Origin of the sequence: Pseudomonas granadensis, from assembly GCF_900105485.1 — a bacterium.
Classification (GTDB): Bacteria; Pseudomonadota; Gammaproteobacteria; order Pseudomonadales; family Pseudomonadaceae; genus Aquipseudomonas; species Aquipseudomonas granadensis.
The window spans coordinates 3,027,236-3,048,707 of sequence record NZ_LT629778.1; the positions used below are offsets into that span (position 1 = coordinate 3,027,236).

Consider the following 21,472-nt stretch of genomic DNA (forward strand, 5'->3'; position numbering starts at 1 on the left):
ATGCGTATCAATCCACCCCTTGTTGCACTCGCCATTGGTGCCTTTGGCATCGGCGTCACCGAGTTCGCGCCCATGGGCATGTTGCCGGGCATCGCTGCCGACCTCGGCGTTTCCATTCCGGCCGCAGGGCTGCTGGTCAGTGCTTATGCGCTGGGCGTTCTGCTCGGTGCACCACTGATGACCCTGACCACCGGCAGAATCCCGCGACGTTATTTGCTGATCGGGCTCATGGCGATTTTCACTCTCGGCAATCTGATGTCGGCGCTGGCTACCGACTACTACAGCCTGATGGTCGCCAGGGTGGTGACTTCACTCAATCACGGCGCATTTTTTGGGGTCGGCTCGGTCGTCGCCGCCAGCGTGGTCGCCCCGCAAAAACGTGCCGGCGCGGTAGCGGCGATGTTCATGGGCCTGACCCTGGCAACCATCGGTGGTGTGCCGCTGGCGGCGTGGTTCGGTGAAATGTTCGGCTGGCGCACCGCGTTCTGGGGCATTACCGGCCTCGGCGTGATCACCATGGCCGCGCTGTGGTTCGCTCTGCCCAACCTGCCGGCACCAAAAGGCGCCGGAGCATTGGCAGAGATTCGTGTGTTGGGCCGCGGCCCGGTGCTCGGTGCGCTGGCCCTGACCGTGGTCGGTTCGAGCGCCATGTTCACCGTGTTCACTTACATCGCGCCGATCCTCAGCAGCGAAACCCACGCCTCCACCGCTTACATCACCGCGATGCTGGTGCTGTTCGGAGTGGGACTGACCCTGGGCAACATGTGGGGCGGCAAGGCTGCGGACCGCTCGATCGACCGCACCCTGATCGTTTCGCTGAGCGCGCTGATTGTGGTCCTGCTGGCGTTCACCGTGCTGATGCGCTGGCCGCTGCCGGCCGCCGTCGCCATCCTGATCTGGGGCATCGCCAGCTTCGCTCTGGTGCCACCGCTGCAAATGCGCGTGATGGAAGCCGCCAAAGACGCCCCCAACCTCGCCTCCGCGGTAAACATTGGTGCCTTCAACTTCGGCAACGCAATCGGCGCGGCGCTGGGCGGCGCGGTGATCAATGCCGGGTTGGGTTATCCGGCGATTTCCCTGGCTGGCGCGGCGATGGCGGGGCTGGGGTTGTTGATGGTATTGGGGTTTGTCTGGCGGTCCCGGGCGGCTGCGGCTGCGGTGGCGTAAGAAAGCAGCAGGCTGGCTACCGCGTCGGATCCGTCATCGATACGAATCTCCTGTGGGAGCCAGCCTGCTGGCGATGGCCGGCTTCACCGGCACTTGCCGCCCGCATGCAAAAAACGGCGACGCCAACTTATTCTCGCTTCAGCTCCAGCAACTCCCCTCCCTCTTCACCCAGACGCTGCAGATATTGGGCGGCATCCAGCAACTGATAAGGAAAGTACAGACCTGGCGCAATGGGCGCTGATCCATCAAGCCCGATCAGGCGCTCCAGCAGCATGGCAATACTCAGCCCGGTCAGCGCTGCGGCGCCTGCCGGGTGAACGAGCGCATGCCGGGTGTGCAACGCTTGCCCGTCGGGCCCTTCCCCGGCCATTTCGATGAGAATTTCGGTCGACATCGGCCGCCCCGCACGCCGCGAAGAGCTGACCCCGCTGGCGAGATTGAACTGCACATTCGCCGCATCGGTGGCGGCGGCGAGACCCGCGACGTCGATCGACGAAAAGCCGCTGGCCTGCATAAGCGTACCGTCCAGCGCGCGGAAGCTGACGTTCGCCTCCTCGCCCTCACGCCAGACATACGCACCCTCGCGTCGGGTCAGCGCGGCGGGTAGCATTCTGTTCAGATGTTCGAAGTCAGCGGCCACGGTCGGCCCGCCGCCGTCCTGCTCGTCGACCAAGGCGTCGATGCGGATATCGCGCACCCGCGCAAATGCCTTGGCGAGGTGCAGCGTTGCCACCGTTGTTGCGCCGACCATCCACTCGTAACCCAGCACGATCGGTGCAGCATTCGGGGTGTGAATGTAGCCGGCAATTTGCGGCGCCATTTCGAATACCCCCGAGGAAATGCTCAGGTGCGGCACCTGGCGCTTCTGCGCAAACCGCAGCCCCGCCAGCGTGTGATCCATGTAGAAAACCGCCACGGCGCTGACCGGGCGATCGCCCAATCCGAGATCTTCCGCAGCCGGGTCAATGACCACACCCTCGGCCCCGCCCATTTCTTCGGCGGCTTGCTGTGCCTTGGTCAAGTCACGTCCGCCGATCAGCAACGGCACGTCGGGATGGGCCGCGAGCAAGGCTTTGGCCGAGCGGTGACCGATGGCGCCGGAACCGCCCATGAACAGAATTGGATGCACTGACATTGGAATCCCTCCGCGTTTTTATGGGTCGCAACCTAGCGTTGGTACGCGCCCGGGCAGGAGGGTTCCAATGCGTTGGGTTTGTTGCGAGGCGAACCGACGCATGGCCGCGCGTTCGTTCGACCGGCGAGACTTACATCGAACGTTTATCCACCCAGCGCCGATATTGCCGGGTGCGAAAGGCCAGGCCGATCTGCTGCAAAATCAGCGCACGCAAAGGTGACACGTTGGGATCAGGCTTTTTCGCCTGGCTGAGTTTGCGCAGCTGAAACTTCACCACCGCCATGTTCGCCAGGGCGGCGATGGCTTTGTTTTTCCAGGTGATTGGCGGCAGTTGTGGAGCATTGTCCTTTCCTGCCAGCCAGTCACGCGGCAGTTGCGGATCAATGGCCAACGCCGTGCCGATACCGACCATGTCGACGCCGCTCTGCACAACGCTTTCGGCCACTGCACGGCGACGGATGCCGCCGGTGACCATCACCGGCATGTTCGCGACGGTCTGTATATCGCGGGCAAACTCAACGAAATAAGCTTCGCGGGCCAAGGTCCGGCCATCGCGCGCCTCGCCCTGCATGGCCGGGGCTTCGTAACTGCCACCGGACAGTTCCACCAGATCCACACCTGAGTCGTTGAGCAGTGCAACCACCTTTTTCGCATCCTCGGCGGTGAAGCCGCCGCGCTGAAAATCGGCGGAGTTGAGTTTGACCGCCACCGCGAATTCGGCCGAAACCGTGACTCTCACAGCCTTGACGATTGCCAGCAGCAGGCGTGCGCGATTCTCCAGCGAGCCGCCCCACTCGTCCGTCCGCTGATTGGTCAGCGGCGACAAAAACTGGCTCAACAGATAGCCATGGGCGGCGTGGATTTGCACCCCGGTGAACCCGGCCTGCTCGCCGAGACGCGCGGTGTTGGCGAAGCGCTGAATGACCTCGTTGATTACGCTTGGGGTCATCGCGTGAGGCGTAGCGAAACGCTTGGACAGTGTGCCCAGCTCAAGCGCTACCGGCGACGGCGCCCAGGTTTTCTGCCCCAGGCTGGACTGCATCTGACGCCCCGGATGATTGATCTGCAACCAGAACTGCGCACCGCCGGATCGCCCGATGTGCGCCCAGCGTTTGAACTTGTCCAACTGCTGGCCATCCTGCAACACCACGCCACCGGGCCCGGTCATGGCGCGCCCGTCGACCATCACGTTGCCGGTGATGATCAGCCCGGCACCACCCTCGGCCCACGCCTGATAGAGACACATCAGTTCGGCCGAGGGGGCATGGTCGGCGTCGGCCATGTTTTCTTCCATGGCGGCTTTGGCAATGCGGTTCTTGATGGTCGAACCGTTGGGCAGGATCAGCGTGTCGAACACGTTCATGGGGCAGGTCCTCAAGTGGAAATGAGGCCAGCATAAGTTTGAAGTCGACTTGAAGGTCAACGGCTTTTTCTAGGCGCATCGAGAATGATCGCACCGCACGCAAAACGGCTATTGACCTTAAAGTTAGGTTTAAGGTGAGCATGCGCCGACCTGCTCGATTTGAAGATATCCCGATGATGCTGAAGACCCTTGTTTCCTGTGCGCTGGTATTGATAGGTGGTGCTTTCATGACGTTTGCAAATGCTCAATCGGCTGTCAACAGCGATCGCCAGATCCTGGTGATCATGACCAATCACGCAAGCTATCCCTCGCGAACCGATACCACCGGGCTATGGCTGACCGAGTTGACGCACTTCACCGATGTCGTGGAAGCAGCCGGCTACACCACGCTTTTCGCCAGTCCGAAAGGCGGCGCGGTGCCGCTGGACGAACGCAGCCTTGGCTGGCTCTACATGGACAAGGCTGCCCGCCAGCATCTGCAGTCGCCGGCCTTTCGCGCCCGGCTGCAGAACACGCTGCCGATCAGCGAAGTCGACCCGTCGCGGTTCAGCGCCATCTATTTCACCGGCGGCCATGGGGTCATGTGGGATTTCCCCGATAACCCGGACCTGCGCCGCGTCGCCGAAACGATCTACAACCGCGGCGGCATCGTCGCGGCGGTGTGCCATGGCGTGGCCGGTCTGCTGGACCTCAAGGATGAGCAAGGCCAGTTGCTCATCAAGGGTAAGAACATCACCGGTTTCTCCGACCGCGAAGAGCTGTTCTCGGGCGTGAAAGATCAGGTGCCGTTTTTCCTTGAAGACCGGTTGGTAAGCCAAGGCGCTCGCTACCGCAAGGCCTGGCTGCCATTCACTGCCTTTGCCATCACCGACGGCAGGCTGATCACCGGGCAAAACCCGCAATCGCCCAAAGCCGTGGCACACGCCGTGATGACCGTGCTCAACGCTGGCGAAGGCACGCGCTGAAACGTCTCGTAAATCCCGACACCCAGAGGAAGCCCCATTGAAACCTGCAAGCGCCGTTCTGACAGGATTACTGTTCAACTCACTGGCCAACGCTGCGTTGGCGCAGACGCCTGAAACGCCCAGCCCCACCGACACCACCGTGATCGATATCGGCGGCCATCAGGTGCCCGTGGTCAAGGGAGGCCTCTATGACCGTTTTCGCTCCAACCCGCCGTTGTCGGTGATTGCCACAGAAGTTCCGGGCGTTGATCTGAGCTGGTTCAAGGGCCTGAACAAGACCAGGGTCGATATCGGCTTCGAGTCCTACTCACCCAACTTCTACTACCAGAACAGCCGCGTGACCGCCATTTATACGGCCGACCTCGAGCGCCTGCGCGCATTGATGCCGGCCGAAGTACTGGCAACCGTGCAACCGCTGCAAATCTGGCCGGGGCGGGGCCTGATCGCGTTCACCGCCTATACCTACGAGCATTGCGATAACGACGCGTATAACGAGGTGGCCGTGTCGATCGTTACTAACCAACCCGGCAGGGCCAATCTGGGTCCGTTCACACTGGTTGGCCAGTCGCTGTCGCAAGACTTCTGGGGTTATGTGCTCAAGTTGCCGGTCAATACCGAGCTGGCGCGGGTGCGCGGTGTCGTCGGTTACAACCTGCCGAAATGGCTGACCGGCATCGACCGCCGGGAGGATGGGCAATCGGTGATCTACCACATCACCGACAGTCAGACCGGCAAGCCGGACGTGACTTTCACGACGAAGAAACTCGACACGTTGTCCCGCGATGTCGAGGTGATCACCAGCAGTTTCACCAACCTCGATCATCACGGCCAATTGGCCTATGGCTACGCTGTCTCCCGCGAGCTCAGCCATGCTTCGAGCCGTGACGCCGAGTCAGCCACTCTGACGCTGGGTGACGGCGACTTGTCGAACTACCTTCGCTCGCTGGGACTGGGAAAGATGTTGAGGTACGAATACGTGCCTGAATTCCAGAGTGCGCTGTATGCGCCAAAACCACTGGCGACGCTGGTGGGCGAGCGCTGAAACCCGTTGCCCCCGTCAGGACTGGGAAGCCCGGCGGGCGGTTTTTTTCTTAGCCGCCACTCCGGCCGCACTTTTGCTTGAAGCACCCGCCACGCCCTCCTCGCGCAGACGATTGATCAGCAGTTGCGCATTGTCCGCACAGGCCATGCCTTCGGGTTTGCTTTCGATGCCCTTGATCACCTGCAGCAGTTGTTGTTTATTGCGCGCCAGCCGTTGTTGCAGGACTTCGATTTCCGCGACCTTTTGTTTGAGTCCGCTGAGCAACTGGTCATGCTGCCAGCCACTGGCGTTCATCGGCATCAACTGGCGGATTTCGTCGAGGGAAAATCCGGCGGCCTGCGCGCCCGTGATGATCTCCAGCACCCACTCGGTGTCCGGGGCGTAATCGCGATAGCCATTGGCTTTGCGCGCCACCGATCTGATCAGACCGCTCGCCTCGTAGAAGCGGATGCGTGAAGGCGCCAACCCGCTGATTTTCGCCAGTTCGCCGATTCTCATGTCGCACTCCCAAAATGCTCTAGACCTTAAAGGTGACTTTAAGCCTGAAGTCGCCTTTAAGGTCAAGCGCTCGGGTTGCAATGCTCCGTCGTTACGACCAGAACCCTTTATGCGGCTCGGCCGCCTCACCTTCCAGCATCGGCCCCAACACACTGACCTTGCGCTGCCCCTTGGCAAATACCTCGCGGCACGGCAGGGAGAACGTCGGGTTTTCCGGGTGATCACCGGTCAGCCCCAACAACGCATGCTCCGACAAGGCGTAAACCACTCGCCCGATTCCGGTCCAGTACACCGCGCCCGCGCACATGCAGCAAGGTTCGGCGCTGGTGTAAAGCGTGCAGTGTTCCAGCTCTTGCGGTGTCAGCAGTTTCGCCGCCGCAGCTGCCGCTACCAGTTCCGCGTGCTGGGTCGGGTCGCCCTCCGGCGGCATCGAATTATTCCCTGCTTCGACAATCACCTTGCCGTGCCGGTCGGCGACCAACGCGGCGAACGGATGGCGACCGCGCTGTTTTGACGCCTCGGACAAGGCGATGGTCTGGCGCAGCAACGCCAGATCCAGATCGCTGACGCCGGCCGGGACGAGCTGAGTGAATTGATTCATGGGTAACTCCTGGGCAGTGGAAAAACAACAGGTCAGTCGGCCAGTTCAGCCGAGGTCGCGCCGATGGTTTCGGTCGATTTTTTTTCGTTGTTGAGCAGAACATTGAGCACGATGGCGGTGATCGCCCCGAGGAAAATTCCGCTGTCGAGCACCAGTTTCAGCGTTGGGCCGACGTGTTCGAACAGCGCCGGGAATGACATCGGCAACACGCCGACACTCACCGACACGGCGACGATAATGCCGTTGCGAGTGCCCTCGAATTGCACCCGCGACAACTCCTGAATACCGGCGACCGTGGTCATGCCGAACATGACGATCGCGCAGCCACCGAGTACCGGTGTCGGCACCGCCGCAATCAGCGCACCGAGTTTCGGGAACAGCCCCATCAGCACCATGATTGCCCCGGCAGCGGCCACGACAAAGCGGCTCTTGACGTTGGAAAGCGCAATCAGACCGGTGTTTTGCGTGAACGCGTTGTAGGGAAAACTGTTGAAAAAACCACCGAGCATGGTCGACAGGCCATCGGCGCGAAACGCGTTGCCAAGGGTCTGTTGCGTGGTCGGTTTGCCGGTCAATTTGCCGATCGCCAGGCAGTTGCCGGTGGTCTCGGCCATGATCACCAGCATCGCCAGGGTCATGATCAGAATCGGCACCGGCGCAAATTCCGGCGCCCCGAAAGCCATCGGCGCGCTCAGTTCGAACCACGCTGCCTCGCTGACCCGGCTGAACTGGGTCATGCCGCACGCCGCTGCAATCAGGCTGCCAACGAACAGGCCGATCAACACACTGAGGTTGCCGAAAAAGCCTTTGCATTTGGCATAGATCACCAGCGTCACGCTGACCGTGGCCAGGCCCAGCAACAGGTTGGCCGGATTGCCGAAATCCGCCGCGTCGGGATTGCCACCGCCCAGCCAGATCGCCGCCGCCGGCATCAACGAGATACCGATGATGGTGATCAGGCTGCCAATCACCACCGGCGGAAAGAACCGCAGCAATCGGCTGAACACCGGCGCCAGGGCGATGGTGATGAAACCCGCCGCGATCACCGCACCGAAAATCTGGCTGAGGCCAAACTCCTTGCCGATCATGATCATCGGTGCCAGCGCAATAAACGAGCAGCCCTGAATCAGCGGCAAACGCGCACCGAATTTCCAGAAGCCCAAGGTCTGAATCAGCGTGGCGATGCCGGAGGTCAGCAGGTTGGCGTTGATCAGCAACACCACCTGCGCCGAGGTCAGCCCCATCGCGCTGCCCAGAATCAGCGGCACCGCCACCGCCCCCGCGTACATCACCAAGACATGCTGCAAGCCAAACGTGAACAACTGTCGCAGCGGCAAAACCTCGTCCACCGGATGAATGCGTTGTGTGGTCATTTCACACGCTCCTGAAGGTGCGGCATCTGTTGAGATCGCGGGCATTCTCAGGGGCGTTTGAAGATCAATGCGCCCCGAGGTCGTTTATTGCGGGGCCATGGTCGAACGTTTATTACGATGAAACAAATGAGCAATCATCGCTTTTTTCGATGGCATAAAGTCGGCACACTCGGCGCTTGCTGATCCATCTTCGATTCGGGAGTCCACCGCTTGCGCTTCTCACTTGATCAATTGCTGATGTTTGTTCAGGTCGTGAAAAGCGGCTCGTTCTCCGCCGCCGGCCGCAAACTCGGCAAGACCCAGTCAACCATCAGCGCGGCGATTGCCAACCTCGAAACCGACCTCGGCGTCGAGCTGTTCGATCGCAGTAACCGCAGCCCGGCGCTCACCGCCAGTGGCCACAAACTGCTGATCCAGGCCGAAGCTGTGCTTGAACGCTGCATGACCTTCGAGGCGCACGCCGACTGTCTCTCGGACAGCGTCGAGCCGAGCCTGACGCTGGCCATCGAAACACCCTACGGGCCGATCATGCCGGCGCTGAAAGCGTTCGAGCAGACGTTCCCCTTCGTCGACCTGATCATCCGCCACCCGGTGTACGGCGACGTCAGCGAACTGGTCAGCAGCGGCGAGGCCGTGCTCGGCGTCGCCTTCTCACAGCCCGGCTACCCCAAGGAACTGGCGTTCCAGCAATTGGGCAAACTGATCATGCTGCACGTCTGCCACCCCGACCATCCGCTGGCGCAACTCGACGATGTCAGCTTCGATGACCTGCACGTTCATCGACGCCTGGCCTTCAGCGCCCACGCGAGCAAGCTGCCGAGCAGCGAATACCTGCGCTCCGCGCAGTTGTGGCAAGCAGAAAACTATCTGGCGTTGCTGGAAATGGTCCGCGCCGGACTCGGCTGGGCCACCCTGCCCCGGCAGTTGATCCAGCGGGAATTGGCCAAAGGCGAACTGGTCGAGTTGCAACTCACGGCGTACCCGCACACCGACTGGCAGATTGGCGTGGATCTGTTATGGGCGCGGCAGCGTCCGCTAGGGAAGGCGGAGCGTTGGCTGAAGGAAAAACTGCAGGGCAACAAGGTCTTTGAGCGCGACCGCAATGGGCAGATCACCACGCTTTGAACCGACGTTTCGCAGCTCTGGAACCTGCTCCGCCGACTGACCGGTTCGGCAACATGAAAGTGTTCCAGCAGACGAGATGATACTTGTACGATGTCCTACCACGATGTATTACTAAGTCTCCCGAACAACAATAAAACCACGGAGATCGCTACATGGACTCAACTCTGTCCGCCCTGCCTGACAGCCTTGACCCCGCGCAAGGCAACACCCGCCGCAGCTTCCTGAAAAAGTCACTGGCGGTTTCCGCCACGCTCGCCACCGTCGGCAGCACCGCACTGAGCCGACTCGCCGATGCCGCCGAACCGTTGAGTCAACGCTACCCCGACCCGCTGATTCACATTCTCGACGACAGCTTTCTCGAGCTACGGATTTTCAACGCCAGCGTCGAGAAACTCGCCACCGGCATGCGCTGGGCCGAAGGGCCGGTCTGGGTTGGTGATGGCCGCTACTTGCTGGTCAGCGACATCCCCAACAACCGCATCATGCGCTGGGATGAAATCACCGACACCTTCAGCGTGTACCGCGAACACTCGAACTTCTCCAACGGCATGTGCCGCGATCGCCAAGGGCGGCTGATCGTCTGCGAAGGCTCGACCACCACCAGCGAAGGCCGGCGCATCACGCGCACCGAAGCCAATGGCACGCTCACCGTGCTGGCCGACAGCTACGACGGCAAGCCCTTCAACTCGCCCAACGACGTCGTCTGCAAAAGCGACGGTTCGATCTGGTTCACCGACCCGCCCTTCCAGACAGGCAACAACTACGAAGGCCACAAAATCACCCCGACCCAACCCCACGCCGTGTACCGCATCGACGGCGAGAGCAAAAAAGTCACCCGGGTAATCGATGATCTCAGCGGCCCCAACGGCCTGTGCTTTTCCCCCGATGAAAAAACCCTCTACGTCGTCGAAGGCCGCGCCAAACCCAATCGCCTGATCTGGGCGATTGCCGTGAAAGACGACGGCACCTTGGGCGAGCGTCGCAAACACATCGAAGGCCTGGACTACGCCGCCATCGACGGCATCAAATGCGACGAAGCCGGCAACCTGTGGTGCGGCTGGGGCGGCAACGGCGATCCGAAAGCCGACCTGGAAAAACTCGACGGCGTGCGCGTGTTCAATCCGCAGGGCAAGGCCATCGGGCATATCTCGCTACCCGAACGCTGCCCGAACCTGTGCTTCGGCGGACGTGAAGGCAATCGGTTGTTCATGGCCAGCAGTCATTCGATTTATTCGCTGTTTGTGAATACTAGGGGGGCTACGTTTGGGTTGTAGAAACGCTGCCACCGAATCACTGAGCTCGGCCTCGGTGATCCTGGCTAACTTCATCGGCACCGTCGAAGGCCCAGCACGCAAGACGCTGCAAGGGATTGCGCAGGTGATGATGTTGGGCGAACTGGCGGTGAATCAAGCGCTGGGGAATATGGTGCCGGTGGATTGTTGCGTGGGCTCTTTGTGGCAATGGTTAGGCTGTTGCCACGAAGGGTTCGGGTTACTTGATGCGTCTGCTTTCGCTCCTGAACAGACGGTCGCCTTCATTCGAGTTCAGATTGAACAAACCGGGCGCTCTCCCAAACGCTCTACCAACCTTACGAGATAACCATCGGGATCCTGGACGATAAATTCGCGCTGACCGACTTCTACATTGTTAGCCCGATACCAGGTGTCTTTGCATTCTCGATAGAGTGGAAATCCAGCTTGACCAAGTTTTTGGATGATCGGGCCGACAGCCGCAACGTCAATCTGGAGGTTGATTCCTCTTCCAAACGGCTTAGTCAGGGGGGCAGTTAGCCATTGGCCTGCTTCGGGGTCAGCCTGCTCAAGCATTACTTGCGCACCGTTCAAGTCGAGGTAAGCGAATCCGTCTTCTGGGCGTTGATAAGCTACTTCAAGTCCCAAGCAAGAAACCCAAAAGGCCAGACTACTACCCAGGTCAGTGACCATTAACTCTGGAACCAGTTTGCTACGTTCGAACATGAGATGACTTCCATTTCAATCGGCTCAATCGCCGGGGTAAAAAGCTGAGTCGCAGGATCAGGCTGTGCTCTTCTGGCACGGCGACATGGGAGCAGGTGGTGAGCATCATGATGCACGGTCAGCTGAGTATTATCGAATCGAGTTGAATGGCGGCTTCTGGCCGATTGCTGCCGTTCACGAGTGACCGCTTCGGCCAGGAGCAGTCGTTCAGGACAGTGCCACGGCTGATCTTTGCCTCCGCGAAAAGGAATGACTGAGGTATCTTGTCAAGCTGCCGATCCGCTTGAGACTCCAAGGAAGCCAATGCTCAGCTCACTCGTTCAAATGGTCAGGTACAAGCGGCTGATCGCTCAGAACTGATGGCCCCCGGTGGAGTTTCACGAAAACAGTCTTGGCTGCTACGGCCCTATCGTTGGTGCGTGACGGGCTGGTCGGATTGGACCACCCCGTTCTTGGTCAGCCTTTACGCTACGCCAGTTACTACGGCATGAGGCCGGTCTGCCTGATTACGGAGAACTTGCGGAGTATCACTCCGCCGTTAAAAATAGTGAGCCAGCTTGGCCGGCCGATGAAATGATGCAACGCCTTGACGGTGCTCGACTCCGATACAGTCCCGGAAACGGTTGGCGTTACTCGAATGTCGGCTACCTGCTTGTCGGCAGGCTAATTGAACGGCCGACTGATCTGAAGCTTGATGAAGCGGTCATTCAACGGACACTTTCTCCTCTGGGCTTATTGGGCGTTCGCTTTGCAAAAACGCGAGCAGACTTCCAAACGACCCACCTTGGAAGTTCCTCAAATTATGATCCTGCCTGGGTTTACCACGGCTTGTTGATCGGCCACATTTCGCACGCAGCGTTATTTCTGGATCGACTCTTTTGCGCAGACCTACTCCCCACGGACTTGCTTCAGGAAATGCAAAGAGCACGAACATTGGGCGGCCCGATTCCCGGTCGCCCTTGGATCACGCCGGGCTATGGCCTTGGCGTGATGCAAGGGTCGATTGACGGCGGGTATTCGCTATGCGGGCACACCGGCTGCGGACCGAGCAGTGTCATTGCCGTCTACCGTCTCTGCGACGGCGACACATCGGCTTGTTGTGCTGCTTTTGGTGTGGGGTCCAGTGAAGGCTTCGTCGAAGCCATCGTCGTTGAGCAGCTCGTGCAAGTTCTGCGTCAGAAGAGCTGACTGTATTAAACGCCTTTTGGCGTCGGTCAACGGATTTGCCGAATGACCGCCTTGGGTCGAAAGCAGTCTGTCGTGGCTGAGGGTGTTCGCCCCATCGCGCCTTCTCAGACTAGGCATATGCCTACCCTGTGAGATCAAAGTGTAGGGTCAGCATCGGGTCCATACGCAGGCAACCCCCTCGGCTAGCACGTGGCAGTTCAGTGTGCCACTATCACGTCTACATGGGGGAGCACCTGCACAATCACGCTAGCGCGACGTCACAGCTGTTCCGAAATGGGTACGCAATCAATCAAACAGGGAGTTAAGAGCTACATGAAAGAACCGAGCGATCCACAGTCATTGTTAGTAACGGTCCACGAGCCTTTGTCGCTTGATTGGAATGAGGACAGATTGATTATCGAAAAAGCCGCGGGACAGCCTACGACGGCTGATGGGTACTATCATCATGCGGCCGCAATTCAGGCGCTGTTCGAAAGACTCACTTGGGACACGTCAGCGCAGCCGCAATACCCACAGAGGATAGGTCTGCTGCGAGACGTACACGATGAGCTGTACCCCATCGCTCACTTCGCGAAACTGTACTTCACATCTCCAAAAAATGTCGTCATCCAGTGGATCGACGGTAATCAGCAGCACGATGCAACAGTTAAATACACAGGAGAGGGATCAAATCAGTCGGATATATGTTATCTCGAAGTCACTACGCTTCAGGGTAAAGAAGATGCTGACCAACTTAAAGAACTTTCGATGAATCCTGGCATTGCAGTTATGGTCAGCGAGACAGCCCAGGAGAAGCATGACAGAAAGATTGAGCAGCTAAAAATAATTCTGAAGAAAAAAGCAAAAATTGCTTATCCAGACAAAACTGCTTTACTTGTTTATACCGATGAGGACCGATATCGTCAGTCTTATTTCGGATTACAACCGCCTCAGATTGATAAAAAATCAGCTTACGAAGCAGTGCTTCGTGATTTTGAGCTATCTTTGGGCAATTTTTCCCACGTCTTCATTTTCAGCAAGAGCGAAATCTACTGCGCTTTGATCTCGGATTCTGGAAGTGAATAGGGCCTCAGTTTCCCAGAGACCTCCAAGTCCTAAGACGGTCTTCCACTGACTGTGAGACCGTTCTCTTTTCGCCGATTTTCGGCTACTACGGAGGGCGGCTTTTGGCCGAAAGCGGCCATTGCTATGCCGCTAAAAAAACAGCTCAACAAACGTGATGAGGGACGAATCTGTCTAAGGCGACATAACGCTATGAGATCTCAATAAACACCGACGTTTAAAAAGACATCTCCAAACACTCTCCTAAGCTACACCTCCTTGCGCCATTGCCTACGACTACGCCAGAATCCGCCGGCTTGTGCGCTTTGGGGGCGAACTCTATTGTGGTCCGGTCGCTGACGAATCAGCGATCGGATATGACCGTCCGCCCAATATCAAGGCGCGCCAGCGTTCTGCACGTGTTCAGGCATTGTCTGCATCATGTCGCGGTGGCTGTGCGTGGGACACCTTCGGGTGTGCCGGATTCCTTGATGTCCGGTCGGTCAACCCGCGTACAGCTGCCACCCTGTTTGTTTGACCGCGAACAGTGGCAGCTCCAGTCATCAAGGAGCTTCACCATGATCAAACCAACCCCCAATCCACCCGAATCCAACCTCACATCCCCTACGAATCCACCAACTCCAAAAAACTCCACGAAGCTGCCGACCGTGCGCTCGACCATTACCTCTGTCCGCCTGGATCCACGCCGCCGCCGCGTAAACACCGTGGGATGTACGCGGTAACTGCGGACAACAAAAACGAAGAACTGCTGATCGATGCCAGTGAAACACTCGCTTCGGCCCAGACCCTTGCGCAGAACGTCGCCAGCTTGTTGCCGGCTTCGCAGCGTCGGGCGTTGTTGGGGATTTCGCAGTGATCATGCTCGGGGAGCTGGCGGTGAATCGGGCTTTGGATAATTTGCAGTTGCCGGAGTGATGTAAGTGCTGGGTTGGCTGGGGGATGACTTGGGGGTGTGAGCAAGCGCGGCCCTCACCCCAGCCCTCTCCCGGAGGGAGAGGGGGCCGACCGAGGTGTCTTTCGTGATACATCGACCTGGAAGGCCTCAGCGACTAGGGCGTTGGTGAGTTTCGGCGATTCCGGATTCAAAGCGTTACGTTCAGGTCGCCGTCACTCTCGAATATCCCCGAATCGGTTCCCTCTCCTGGGGGAGAGGGCTAGGGTGAGGGGCTGTCCATTCGTGTCAAAGTCTCCAGCCTGGTCAAGGACGGCGCATCCTTACTTTAGCGAGATGCTGACCCAGACGAAAAAAGGCGCCAACCTGGCGCCTTAACACTATCAAGCGATTTTGATCACGACCTTTCCAAATGCTCCCCTCGCGAGATGCTCATAAGCCTTGCGTGCGTCCTCGAACGGATATACCTGATCAATAACGGGACGGATCTTGTGTTCGTTGAGAAACGCGTTCATCCGGTCAAAGGATGAACGCGGCGCCACGGCGATTCCGCGAATGGTCGTCTGGCGGAAAATCAGTGGCATCAGATTCAGTTCAACGGTTTGCCCTGTCAAAAAACCGATCTGCGCAATACGCCCTGATGCCTTGGTGGCTGCTACCGATTGATTGATGCCGCTGCCACCGGCCACATCGAGTAGCAGATCCACGCCTTTGCCGTCGGTTAGTTTCAACACCTCGTCCGCCCAATTCGGAGCTGTTCTGTAATTGATTCCTGCCACAGCCCCGAGCGCCTTCACGGCTTGCAGGTTTTGGTCGCTACTCGAGGTTGCGATTACCTTTGCGCCAAGCGCAGTAGCGATCTGCACGGCAAATATTGATACACCCCCGGTGCCTTGAACCAATACGGTCTGGCCCGACTGGATTTGTCCGAAGTCGACCAGCGAATACCAAGCCGTAAGCGCCGCAATAGGAAGTGTTGCTGCCTCTATATCACTCATGTTGTCCGGGGCACCGACGGCGCTATCCTCATGAATGATCATGTATTCGGCCAAACCACCAGGCAACGGCGAACCGAAGCAGTAATCGGGTTCGTTCGGCCCTGGCTCGCCATCCAGCCAACGAGAGTAAAGATGCGAGTTGACACGATCACCGACCTTGAAGCGCGTGACGTTGTCACCAATGGCTACCACCGTGCCGGCTGCATCGCTCACGGGAATCAGTGGTTTGGGCACCATGTGCGGTTCATAAATGCCGTCGACAATGGCCTTGTCGCGAAAGTTGAGCGAAACAGCACCGACTTTCACCAATAACTCGCCAGCCTTGGGTTGCGGGGTCGCCACCTCCCCCAATTGCAGGTTGTCGAGTCCGAAATCTTTCAATAACCACGCTTTCATTGCGAGTCTCCCAATACATATCAATGGTAATGAACCAAGCCGGTTCAGCCTTGGGTGCATTTTTCGCTGTTGAGGGCGCGCAATAAATGCGCGGAAAAAGACATGATTGTTCTATTCTTGGACAACAATCATGTTCAACCTCTTAGTCACTTGGGTTCATAGGAAAGTCATGGAATTGCTTCAATCGATGCGACTGTTCGCCCGGCTTGCCGAACTTGGCAGCTTTACCAAAGCTGCGGAATCGCTAGACATCGGGCGACCTCAAGTCACTCGATCTATCCAGGAGTTGGAAACGTCATTGGGCGTGCGCTTGTTCCAGCGCACCACAAGAAAGGTAGCCCTCACCGCCGAGGGCGAGAGGTTCTATGAGCGGGTACAGGAAATTCTGGCGGGTATTTCTGCTGCGACCTCTATGTTCGATCGATCAGGAGCAACGCTCACAGGGCGACTTCGCGTCGATATTCCGACCGCTTTCGCGCAATTGGAATTTATCAAAAGCCTCAAAGAGTTCACTGCCTCGTACCCTGGTATCAACATGGTTCTGGGTGTAACTGACCGGGCCGTCGACCTTATCGGTGAAGGTATCGACTGTGCGTTACGTATCGGCGATCTACGGGACTCGTCCTTGATCGCTCGCCCTGTCGCGACGGCAACCATGGTGACGTGTGCAGCACCTGAGTATCTGCACGAGCATGGCGAACCCGAGACGCTCGACGAACTGCCCTCCCATCGAGGCGTCAACTTCTTATCCGGTCAGAGCAACAGGACATTGCCCTGGCATTTTTCGATAAAGGGTAAGGATCGAACATTTGTCAGTAGCGGCGGCATCACCGTCACCGAATCGCATGCGTACGTTCAGTGCGGCGTTTCGGGCTTTGGAATCATTCAGGCGCCAGGAATTGCCGTGGCCGAGCATTTGGACAGTGGCGCCCTAGTGGAAATTCTAAAATCCTATCGACCAGCGCCTCGCTCTGTGTCGTTGCTGTATCCAAGCCGGACACATCTGGCGCCACAGGTTCAAGTCTTTATTGAGTGGCTACAACAGCGTTTTCCGCATCTTTCTGACTGGCTGGAATCCTTGGGATTTTCGAAACGGGTCGGCTGAACAAACGCACCGCATCCGTCCACTATCTGCAGCGGCTTTACGACTTCCGGAAAGAAGCGCTGAACCTCATGGAAGTAAACTCCATGCTATGGGCCTCGATGAACTGGCCGCGCTTTGGGGGCGCAAATATTGCTCATCACGCTGATATTCATGTATTGCGTTATCGCCGAGTTAGCGCGTGTCACCCGCCGGAACGCTCTGACGGACGTAATAATTGTCGAATTCACTGCTTTCGACGAACTCGAAGCCATGGCGGATATAAAAGCGATTCGAAGCGCTTTCTTTGAGAGCTCCAACTTTGATGGGAAGAGCAGCCGCATCCGCCACTTTGAAAATCTGAGTGAGAACGACAGAGCCTATACCCGATCCTTGCGCGCTCGGTCTCACATATAAGTGGTCGAGCAAGATTTCATTGTGGTGATGCTTGACCACTACAAAACCAACCTTCTCTCCAGATACCTCGATGTAGTGCGTATTGCGAGCTTCAAAACCACTAAGAAACCGCTCACGCGCACGCACCGGATCGAATCGCCCAACACGCTCCAGACTTTCGCGCATAGCCTCAATGCGGATGGCTATGAGATTGTCCAGGTCGCTTTGTTTAGCCAAGACCAAAGTGACTGGGGAATTTTGCTTGGGCATATTTTGCGCTCTATTTATCATCCTGGAAGGCCAGTATAGAAAGCCTGATCCGCAGGGCCCAGTTTGGCGTCACCGTCCAAAACTCAGGCGCCCGTCGCAAATGTGAATGAAGGGTTGTCCCTGGACTATTATTTTTACCAACCCCACGCCGTGTAGCGCATCGACGGCGAGAGCAAAAAAGTCACCCGAGTGATCGACGACCTCAGCGGCCTGTGCTTTTCTCCCAATAAAAAAGCCCTCTACGCGCCAAACTCAACCGCCTGATCTGGACGATTGCGGTGAAGGACGACGGCACACTGGGCGAACGCCGCAAGCACATCGAAGGCCTGGACTACGCCGCCATCGACGGCATCAAGTGCGACGAAGCCGGCAACCTGTGGGGCGGCTGGGGCGGCAACGGCGACACGAAAGCCGACCTGGAAAAACTCGACGGCGTGCGCGTGTTCAATCCGAAGGGCAAGGCCATCGGACACATTCCACTGCCCGAGCGCTGCCCGAACCTGTGCTTCGGCGGGCGCGAAGGCAACGGGTTGTTCGTGGTCAGCAATCACTCGATTTCTTCGCTGTTTGTGAATAAGCGGGGTGCTACGTTTGGGTAGTAGAAACGCCGCGTTTAGATAATTTGCGCTACCGTTTAAGCGACACGCTGCGTTACCGGCGCGAAGCTACAACGTCTTGCGCCATTGCCTACGACTACGCCAGAATCCGCCGGCTTGTGCGTCTGGGACGCGGGTTCTATCGTTTGCTGGTCACTGAAAACAGTGATCGGGTTTGGTAGCCCGGCATCCCCAGGCGCATTGCGCACCTCTCGCAAAGATCGTCTTTTTGATCTTCGCTTTATGGTGGCCATGCGTAGGGCGTCCTCGGACGCGCCGGGCTCCTGGGCCGGTCTACCAACCTGTGCATGGCCGCCACCTTTCGTTTGGTAGCGAATCGTGATGGCTCCTAATCGTTTCCCAGGAGTGTCATTCATGTTCAAGGTCACACCCAACCCGCCAGAAACCGATTCAGTTTCGCCCTACGAATCACCCGACTCAAAGAAATTCCACGAGGCCGCCGAACGCGCCCTCGACCACTACCTCAAACCCGCCGACCAGATCATGGCGACGCCTTACCAACCCAGTACGATGTTTCGCGCCAACCCTGAAACCGCAACAGAAGAATTACTGGTCAATGCCACCGAATCGCTGGGCTCAGCCTCGGTGATGCTGGCTAACGTCATCGGCACCGTCGAAGGCCCGACACGCAAGACGCTGCAAGGGATTGCGCAGGTGGTGATGCTGGGGGAACTGGCGGTGAATCAAGCGCTGGATAATGTTGTGCCGGTGGATTGATGGGTGGGCCTTTGTGGCAACGGTTGGGCTGTTGCCACGAAGGGTCCTTATTGCGTGATGCATCTACTTTTCGGCAGAAGCATCCTAGCGATAACACATGACCAGAACGCCCTCTTCACAGCTCAATAATTACAGACGGCGAACAGCTCTAGTGTCTTCAGTTTTCCATCAAACTCATCACACTTTAGGGTCTTATTTCTTCGCAAACAATCTTGCCGTCCACCGTTAATGATGGAGGGTAAATCTCTATACCGTTACCAATTTTGATTACATCCTTGTGCTGGGCCAGTACAAAATCACGAACCTCCTCCTTGGAGAATTCAGTATGAAGCCAATATTTTACTGCCCTCACATTTTGGGGCTCCAAGGTTGGATCGTAATAATTATCGCCTATTTTAATCAAGGCATGCCCCAGCTTCTCACCACTCTGTATCTCCACATAGCAAAGCACATACTTCTCTGCTAACAGATGATTGGTAACTGCGTACAAACAATTCGCATAGCAATGCTTTGGCGTAGTACACCCCACCGCAACAAGCTTCCCTAGCAAATCCGCGGGCATAGAGGAGATTTCAAGCTGGGTAAGGTTATCTTTCTTTGAACCGAAGAGTTTCTTTAATATTTTCATATCTTATCTTACAAAGAGAACAGGGAACGGTACGCTCGAAAAAAGCGATTCCTGGAAAGCAATTTGCAGCAATTATGCTGGAACATACGTCTTAAGAAATCCATGGAGGAGGCCGTTCACTCTGATACTGCAATCGCTAAACGAGTCGACCGCGTTTTCGAGGTCTTCTATCTCGAGAACTTTCTTAGAGCTCAAACGGGCTTCGCCATTCGGCCCGGTGCACGGTTTGCCATGAAGTATCTCATTTCGAGCTTGCACTAAACCTGCAAAGTCCAGGGCGACGGTGGTGAGCTCATGACGAGCCTCCGACTTCGGCATATTGCGCACTAAATCGATGAAGCGTTTCGCAATTTGTCCCGCAGTAAGCTCCTCATCTACGATCTTCCCTAGTGCCCCAGGTTTGATTTTTTCACAGCTCCAAACTACGTTCCATTCGCAGATAGAGAAACAAAATGCAGCTTGCCCTAAGGCATTCGTATAGTCCGTCTTTATGGGCTGGCGATTCCGGTCACCTTTCATAAGCGCTTAATCCGTGCTGTTTAAGAAATATTTTGGAGTAAAGGAGAGGGATCTGTTCTCTAAGATATCCGCCCCCGTCCCCACATCAGAATTTCAGCTTTGTGCCGCAAGTCGTTCTGATTGCTGGATCGCAGGTTTTGGCAATGCCATGCGAAGGCTTTCACGATACTGTTCCGCCGGCGCTTCGTGCATAACCTCGACAACAGCGTCGTAGTTTTCTCGAATAACCGACTCAATCTCAGCAATGTCCGCGCGGAAGAACTCCTTGCGCCCGTTAACCTTGTTAAGGCGACCTACGGCAAAGCGCTCATGCAGTTTTGCTTCCAATGCGGGAGCGTTATTTGAAAAGACCATCGCATGCACGTCGAACCAAAACGGAACCGACGCATCTCCCAGCTCGTCGACCCGATCCATGGGTTCCAAGCGGCGCGTCATACCGATCTTGTAAATTCCTTCCCCGAACGCCCCTAGGTTGGAGATCACGTACACATAGCCGGCTTTGGCATTCTGTTCGCGATAGTCAATGAGTTTTTCTTCGCTCTCTAGCTCGGCTCGGCACGCTTCAATCTCTGCTAGCTTCGCCAGCAACGCGGCACGCTCGTCTTCGGATTTTACTTTTTCCAGGCGAGTCTGGAGGTCACGCATGGCTGTCGTAAAGTGTTTGCGCTCCTTGGCGATCTTCTCCCGGGCCGCGCGAATCTCTTGCTCAAGCTTTTGTTGTTCCCGCAACTCTTCTCGAGCGCGCTTCGCTTCTTCCTTTTCCTCTTGCTTCTTTATTTGAAACTCTTGGGCAAGGTGCAGTTCATCAAGCTTCAGGCTCAAATAAGTGTGCGATATCTCTACACTCATGATTTTGCCAAGGCGGTTACAGGTTTCGAAGGATTTGAGAATTCGTTTCTCGCCCAGTTCGACGTTGTCAAATTTGACGTTGTCCACACAGACATCGGCTTCGTTGTTGAACGAACGAATCACCAGTTTGATCATGTCGTTAACGAGCTTCCGACCTTGAGCCTTGCTGTCATTGACCGTCCAGTCCATGTTACCGGTCGCTGCATCTCCGCCCTTGATCATCGCTTTCTGGCGCTCACGGACACTTTCCAGCCGGGATTTGTATTCTTGGCTGGTAGTTAGTTTGAACTTGGGTTCATAGAGCGCAAAGCTTTCTAGCAGTAGCGCTTCCTCCCAGACGAGCATCTGCCCTTGCAAATCAGAGGAGCGTTGCGCTAGCGCAGCAACCTCCCACTCAGCGCGCTGAATTTCTTGCCTGGCGATAGCAAGCTTCTCTTTCTCTTGCTCGATTAGTTTCTGGACCTCCAAGACGTCCATGGCGCCGATCTTCGTAGAGAGCGCTTGAAGCTGCGCGTACTGCGTTTGGAGATCCGCAAGCTGGCCTCCTAATTCATCCGCGCGTTGCCGGTGGGCGGGGCCTTTCCAATAGTCGCTAAGGGACACGGGTTCCTTCC

19 protein-coding genes and 4 pseudogenes are annotated in these 21,472 nt (G+C 57.2%); 12 read left to right on the forward strand and 11 right to left on the reverse strand.

All coding sequences use genetic code 11. The features are described 5' to 3' along the window. A complete protein-coding gene (locus BLU52_RS13300) occupies window positions 1-1,167 on the forward strand; it encodes an MFS transporter (protein WP_090283867.1) in 1,167 nt (388 codons plus the stop codon). A 127-nt stretch (window positions 1,168-1,294) separates the two neighbouring features. Here the strand turns inward: BLU52_RS13300 and BLU52_RS13305 are convergent, their stop codons facing one another. Together BLU52_RS13305 and BLU52_RS13310 are read right to left on the reverse strand one after the other, a co-directional pair. After that, on the reverse strand, window positions 1,295-2,302 hold the full coding sequence (locus tag BLU52_RS13305) for a saccharopine dehydrogenase (RefSeq protein ID WP_090283868.1): 1,008 nt from the start codon (window positions 2,300-2,302) through the stop codon (window positions 1,295-1,297). Between the two features lie 130 nt (window positions 2,303-2,432). After that, entirely contained in the window at window positions 2,433-3,665 is a 1,233-nt protein-coding gene (locus BLU52_RS13310) for an NADH:flavin oxidoreductase/NADH oxidase family protein (protein ID WP_090283871.1), read from the reverse strand. Between the two features lie 173 nt (window positions 3,666-3,838). Between BLU52_RS13310 and BLU52_RS13315 the strand changes: the two genes are divergently transcribed. Beyond that, window positions 3,839-4,630: a type 1 glutamine amidotransferase domain-containing protein gene (locus BLU52_RS13315; protein ID WP_090283873.1), complete on the forward strand. Its 792-nt coding sequence runs from the start codon at window positions 3,839-3,841 to the stop codon at window positions 4,628-4,630. Between the two features lie 37 nt (window positions 4,631-4,667). Further along, a complete protein-coding gene (locus BLU52_RS13320; RefSeq protein ID WP_090283875.1) occupies window positions 4,668-5,672 on the forward strand; it encodes an acetoacetate decarboxylase (ADC) in 1,005 nt (334 codons plus the stop codon). Between the two features lie 15 nt (window positions 5,673-5,687). On the opposite strand, the gene BLU52_RS13325 is transcribed toward BLU52_RS13320, so the two are convergent. The 3 genes from BLU52_RS13325 to BLU52_RS13335 form a co-directional block, all read right to left on the reverse strand. Continuing rightward, window positions 5,688-6,170, reverse strand: a complete 483-nt coding sequence (locus BLU52_RS13325; protein WP_090283877.1) for a MerR family transcriptional regulator — start codon at window positions 6,168-6,170, stop codon at window positions 5,688-5,690. A 91-nt stretch (window positions 6,171-6,261) separates the two neighbouring features. Continuing rightward, complete coding sequence (locus BLU52_RS13330; protein ID WP_090283879.1) at window positions 6,262-6,771, reverse strand: nucleoside deaminase; 510 nt, start codon at window positions 6,769-6,771, stop codon at window positions 6,262-6,264. A 32-nt stretch (window positions 6,772-6,803) separates the two neighbouring features. Beyond that, window positions 6,804-8,144, reverse strand: a complete 1,341-nt coding sequence (locus BLU52_RS13335; RefSeq protein WP_090283881.1) for a nucleobase:cation symporter-2 family protein — start codon at window positions 8,142-8,144, stop codon at window positions 6,804-6,806. 210 nt (window positions 8,145-8,354) lie between these two features. Here BLU52_RS13335 and BLU52_RS13340 point away from each other — a divergent pair, with 210 nt between their 5' ends. The 3 genes and pseudogenes from BLU52_RS13340 to BLU52_RS27260 form a co-directional block, all read left to right on the forward strand. Further along, window positions 8,355-9,269 carry a LysR family transcriptional regulator gene (locus tag BLU52_RS13340; protein ID WP_090283883.1) on the forward strand — a complete coding sequence of 305 codons (915 nt, stop codon included), beginning with the start codon at window positions 8,355-8,357 and terminating at the stop codon, window positions 9,267-9,269. A gap of 152 nt (window positions 9,270-9,421) precedes the next feature. Then, a complete protein-coding gene (locus BLU52_RS13345) occupies window positions 9,422-10,543 on the forward strand; it encodes an SMP-30/gluconolactonase/LRE family protein (RefSeq protein WP_090283885.1) in 1,122 nt (373 codons plus the stop codon). Between the two features lie 7 nt (window positions 10,544-10,550). After that, window positions 10,551-10,700: pseudogene (locus BLU52_RS27260) on the forward strand (DUF6124 family protein); the annotation flags it as partial. A 113-nt stretch (window positions 10,701-10,813) separates the two neighbouring features. Here BLU52_RS27260 and BLU52_RS13355 read toward each other — a convergent pair. Further along, window positions 10,814-11,245 carry a bleomycin resistance protein gene (locus BLU52_RS13355; RefSeq protein ID WP_090283889.1) on the reverse strand — a complete coding sequence of 144 codons (432 nt, stop codon included), beginning with the start codon at window positions 11,243-11,245 and terminating at the stop codon, window positions 10,814-10,816. Window positions 11,246-11,548: 303 nt separating this feature from the next. On the opposite strand from BLU52_RS13355, the pseudogene BLU52_RS13360 reads away from it, so the two are divergent. From BLU52_RS13360 to BLU52_RS13370, 3 genes and pseudogenes are all read left to right on the forward strand, one after another. Next, window positions 11,549-12,433: pseudogene (locus BLU52_RS13360) on the forward strand (serine hydrolase domain-containing protein). Between the two features lie 312 nt (window positions 12,434-12,745). After that, window positions 12,746-13,498 (forward strand): hypothetical protein, encoded by a 753-nt coding sequence (locus BLU52_RS13365; protein ID WP_090283891.1) that lies wholly within the window; start codon window positions 12,746-12,748, stop codon window positions 13,496-13,498. Between the two features lie 554 nt (window positions 13,499-14,052). Further along, window positions 14,053-14,410: pseudogene (locus BLU52_RS13370) on the forward strand (DUF6124 family protein). 360 nt (window positions 14,411-14,770) lie between these two features. Here the strand turns inward: BLU52_RS13370 and BLU52_RS13375 are convergent. Continuing rightward, entirely contained in the window at window positions 14,771-15,781 is a 1,011-nt protein-coding gene (locus BLU52_RS13375) for a zinc-dependent alcohol dehydrogenase family protein (protein ID WP_090283893.1), read from the reverse strand. A 169-nt stretch (window positions 15,782-15,950) separates the two neighbouring features. Between BLU52_RS13375 and BLU52_RS13380 the strand changes: the two genes are divergently transcribed. Further along, a complete protein-coding gene (locus BLU52_RS13380) occupies window positions 15,951-16,886 on the forward strand; it encodes a LysR family transcriptional regulator (RefSeq protein ID WP_090288546.1) in 936 nt (311 codons plus the stop codon). Window positions 16,887-17,057: 171 nt separating this feature from the next. On the opposite strand, the gene BLU52_RS13385 is transcribed toward BLU52_RS13380, so the two are convergent. Beyond that, window positions 17,058-17,528 (reverse strand): GNAT family N-acetyltransferase, encoded by a 471-nt coding sequence (locus tag BLU52_RS13385; RefSeq protein ID WP_090288547.1) that lies wholly within the window; start codon window positions 17,526-17,528, stop codon window positions 17,058-17,060. A gap of 156 nt (window positions 17,529-17,684) precedes the next feature. Here BLU52_RS13385 and BLU52_RS13390 point away from each other — a divergent pair. Both BLU52_RS13390 and BLU52_RS13395 read left to right on the forward strand, forming a co-directional pair. Then, a pseudogene (locus BLU52_RS13390) lies at window positions 17,685-18,127 on the forward strand (SMP-30/gluconolactonase/LRE family protein); the annotation flags it as partial. A gap of 372 nt (window positions 18,128-18,499) precedes the next feature. Continuing rightward, window positions 18,500-18,862, forward strand: coding sequence for a DUF6124 family protein (locus BLU52_RS13395; protein WP_090283895.1), 363 nt, complete (start codon window positions 18,500-18,502; stop codon window positions 18,860-18,862). Between the two features lie 184 nt (window positions 18,863-19,046). Here BLU52_RS13395 and BLU52_RS13400 read toward each other — a convergent pair whose 3' ends face one another. The 3 genes from BLU52_RS13400 to BLU52_RS13410 all read right to left on the reverse strand — a co-directional run bounded on the left by BLU52_RS13400 (window position 19,047) and on the right by BLU52_RS13410 (window position 21,461). Next, complete coding sequence (locus BLU52_RS13400) at window positions 19,047-19,490, reverse strand: hypothetical protein (protein WP_090283897.1); 444 nt, start codon at window positions 19,488-19,490, stop codon at window positions 19,047-19,049. A gap of 72 nt (window positions 19,491-19,562) precedes the next feature. Next, complete coding sequence (locus BLU52_RS13405; RefSeq protein ID WP_090283899.1) at window positions 19,563-20,009, reverse strand: hypothetical protein; 447 nt, start codon at window positions 20,007-20,009, stop codon at window positions 19,563-19,565. A 93-nt stretch (window positions 20,010-20,102) separates the two neighbouring features. Continuing rightward, the gene (locus BLU52_RS13410; RefSeq protein ID WP_090283900.1) at window positions 20,103-21,461 is read right to left on the reverse strand and encodes a DUF4041 domain-containing protein; all 1,359 of its coding nucleotides are present in this window, start codon (window positions 21,459-21,461) and stop codon (window positions 20,103-20,105) included. Window positions 21,462-21,472: the final 11 nt, after the last annotated feature.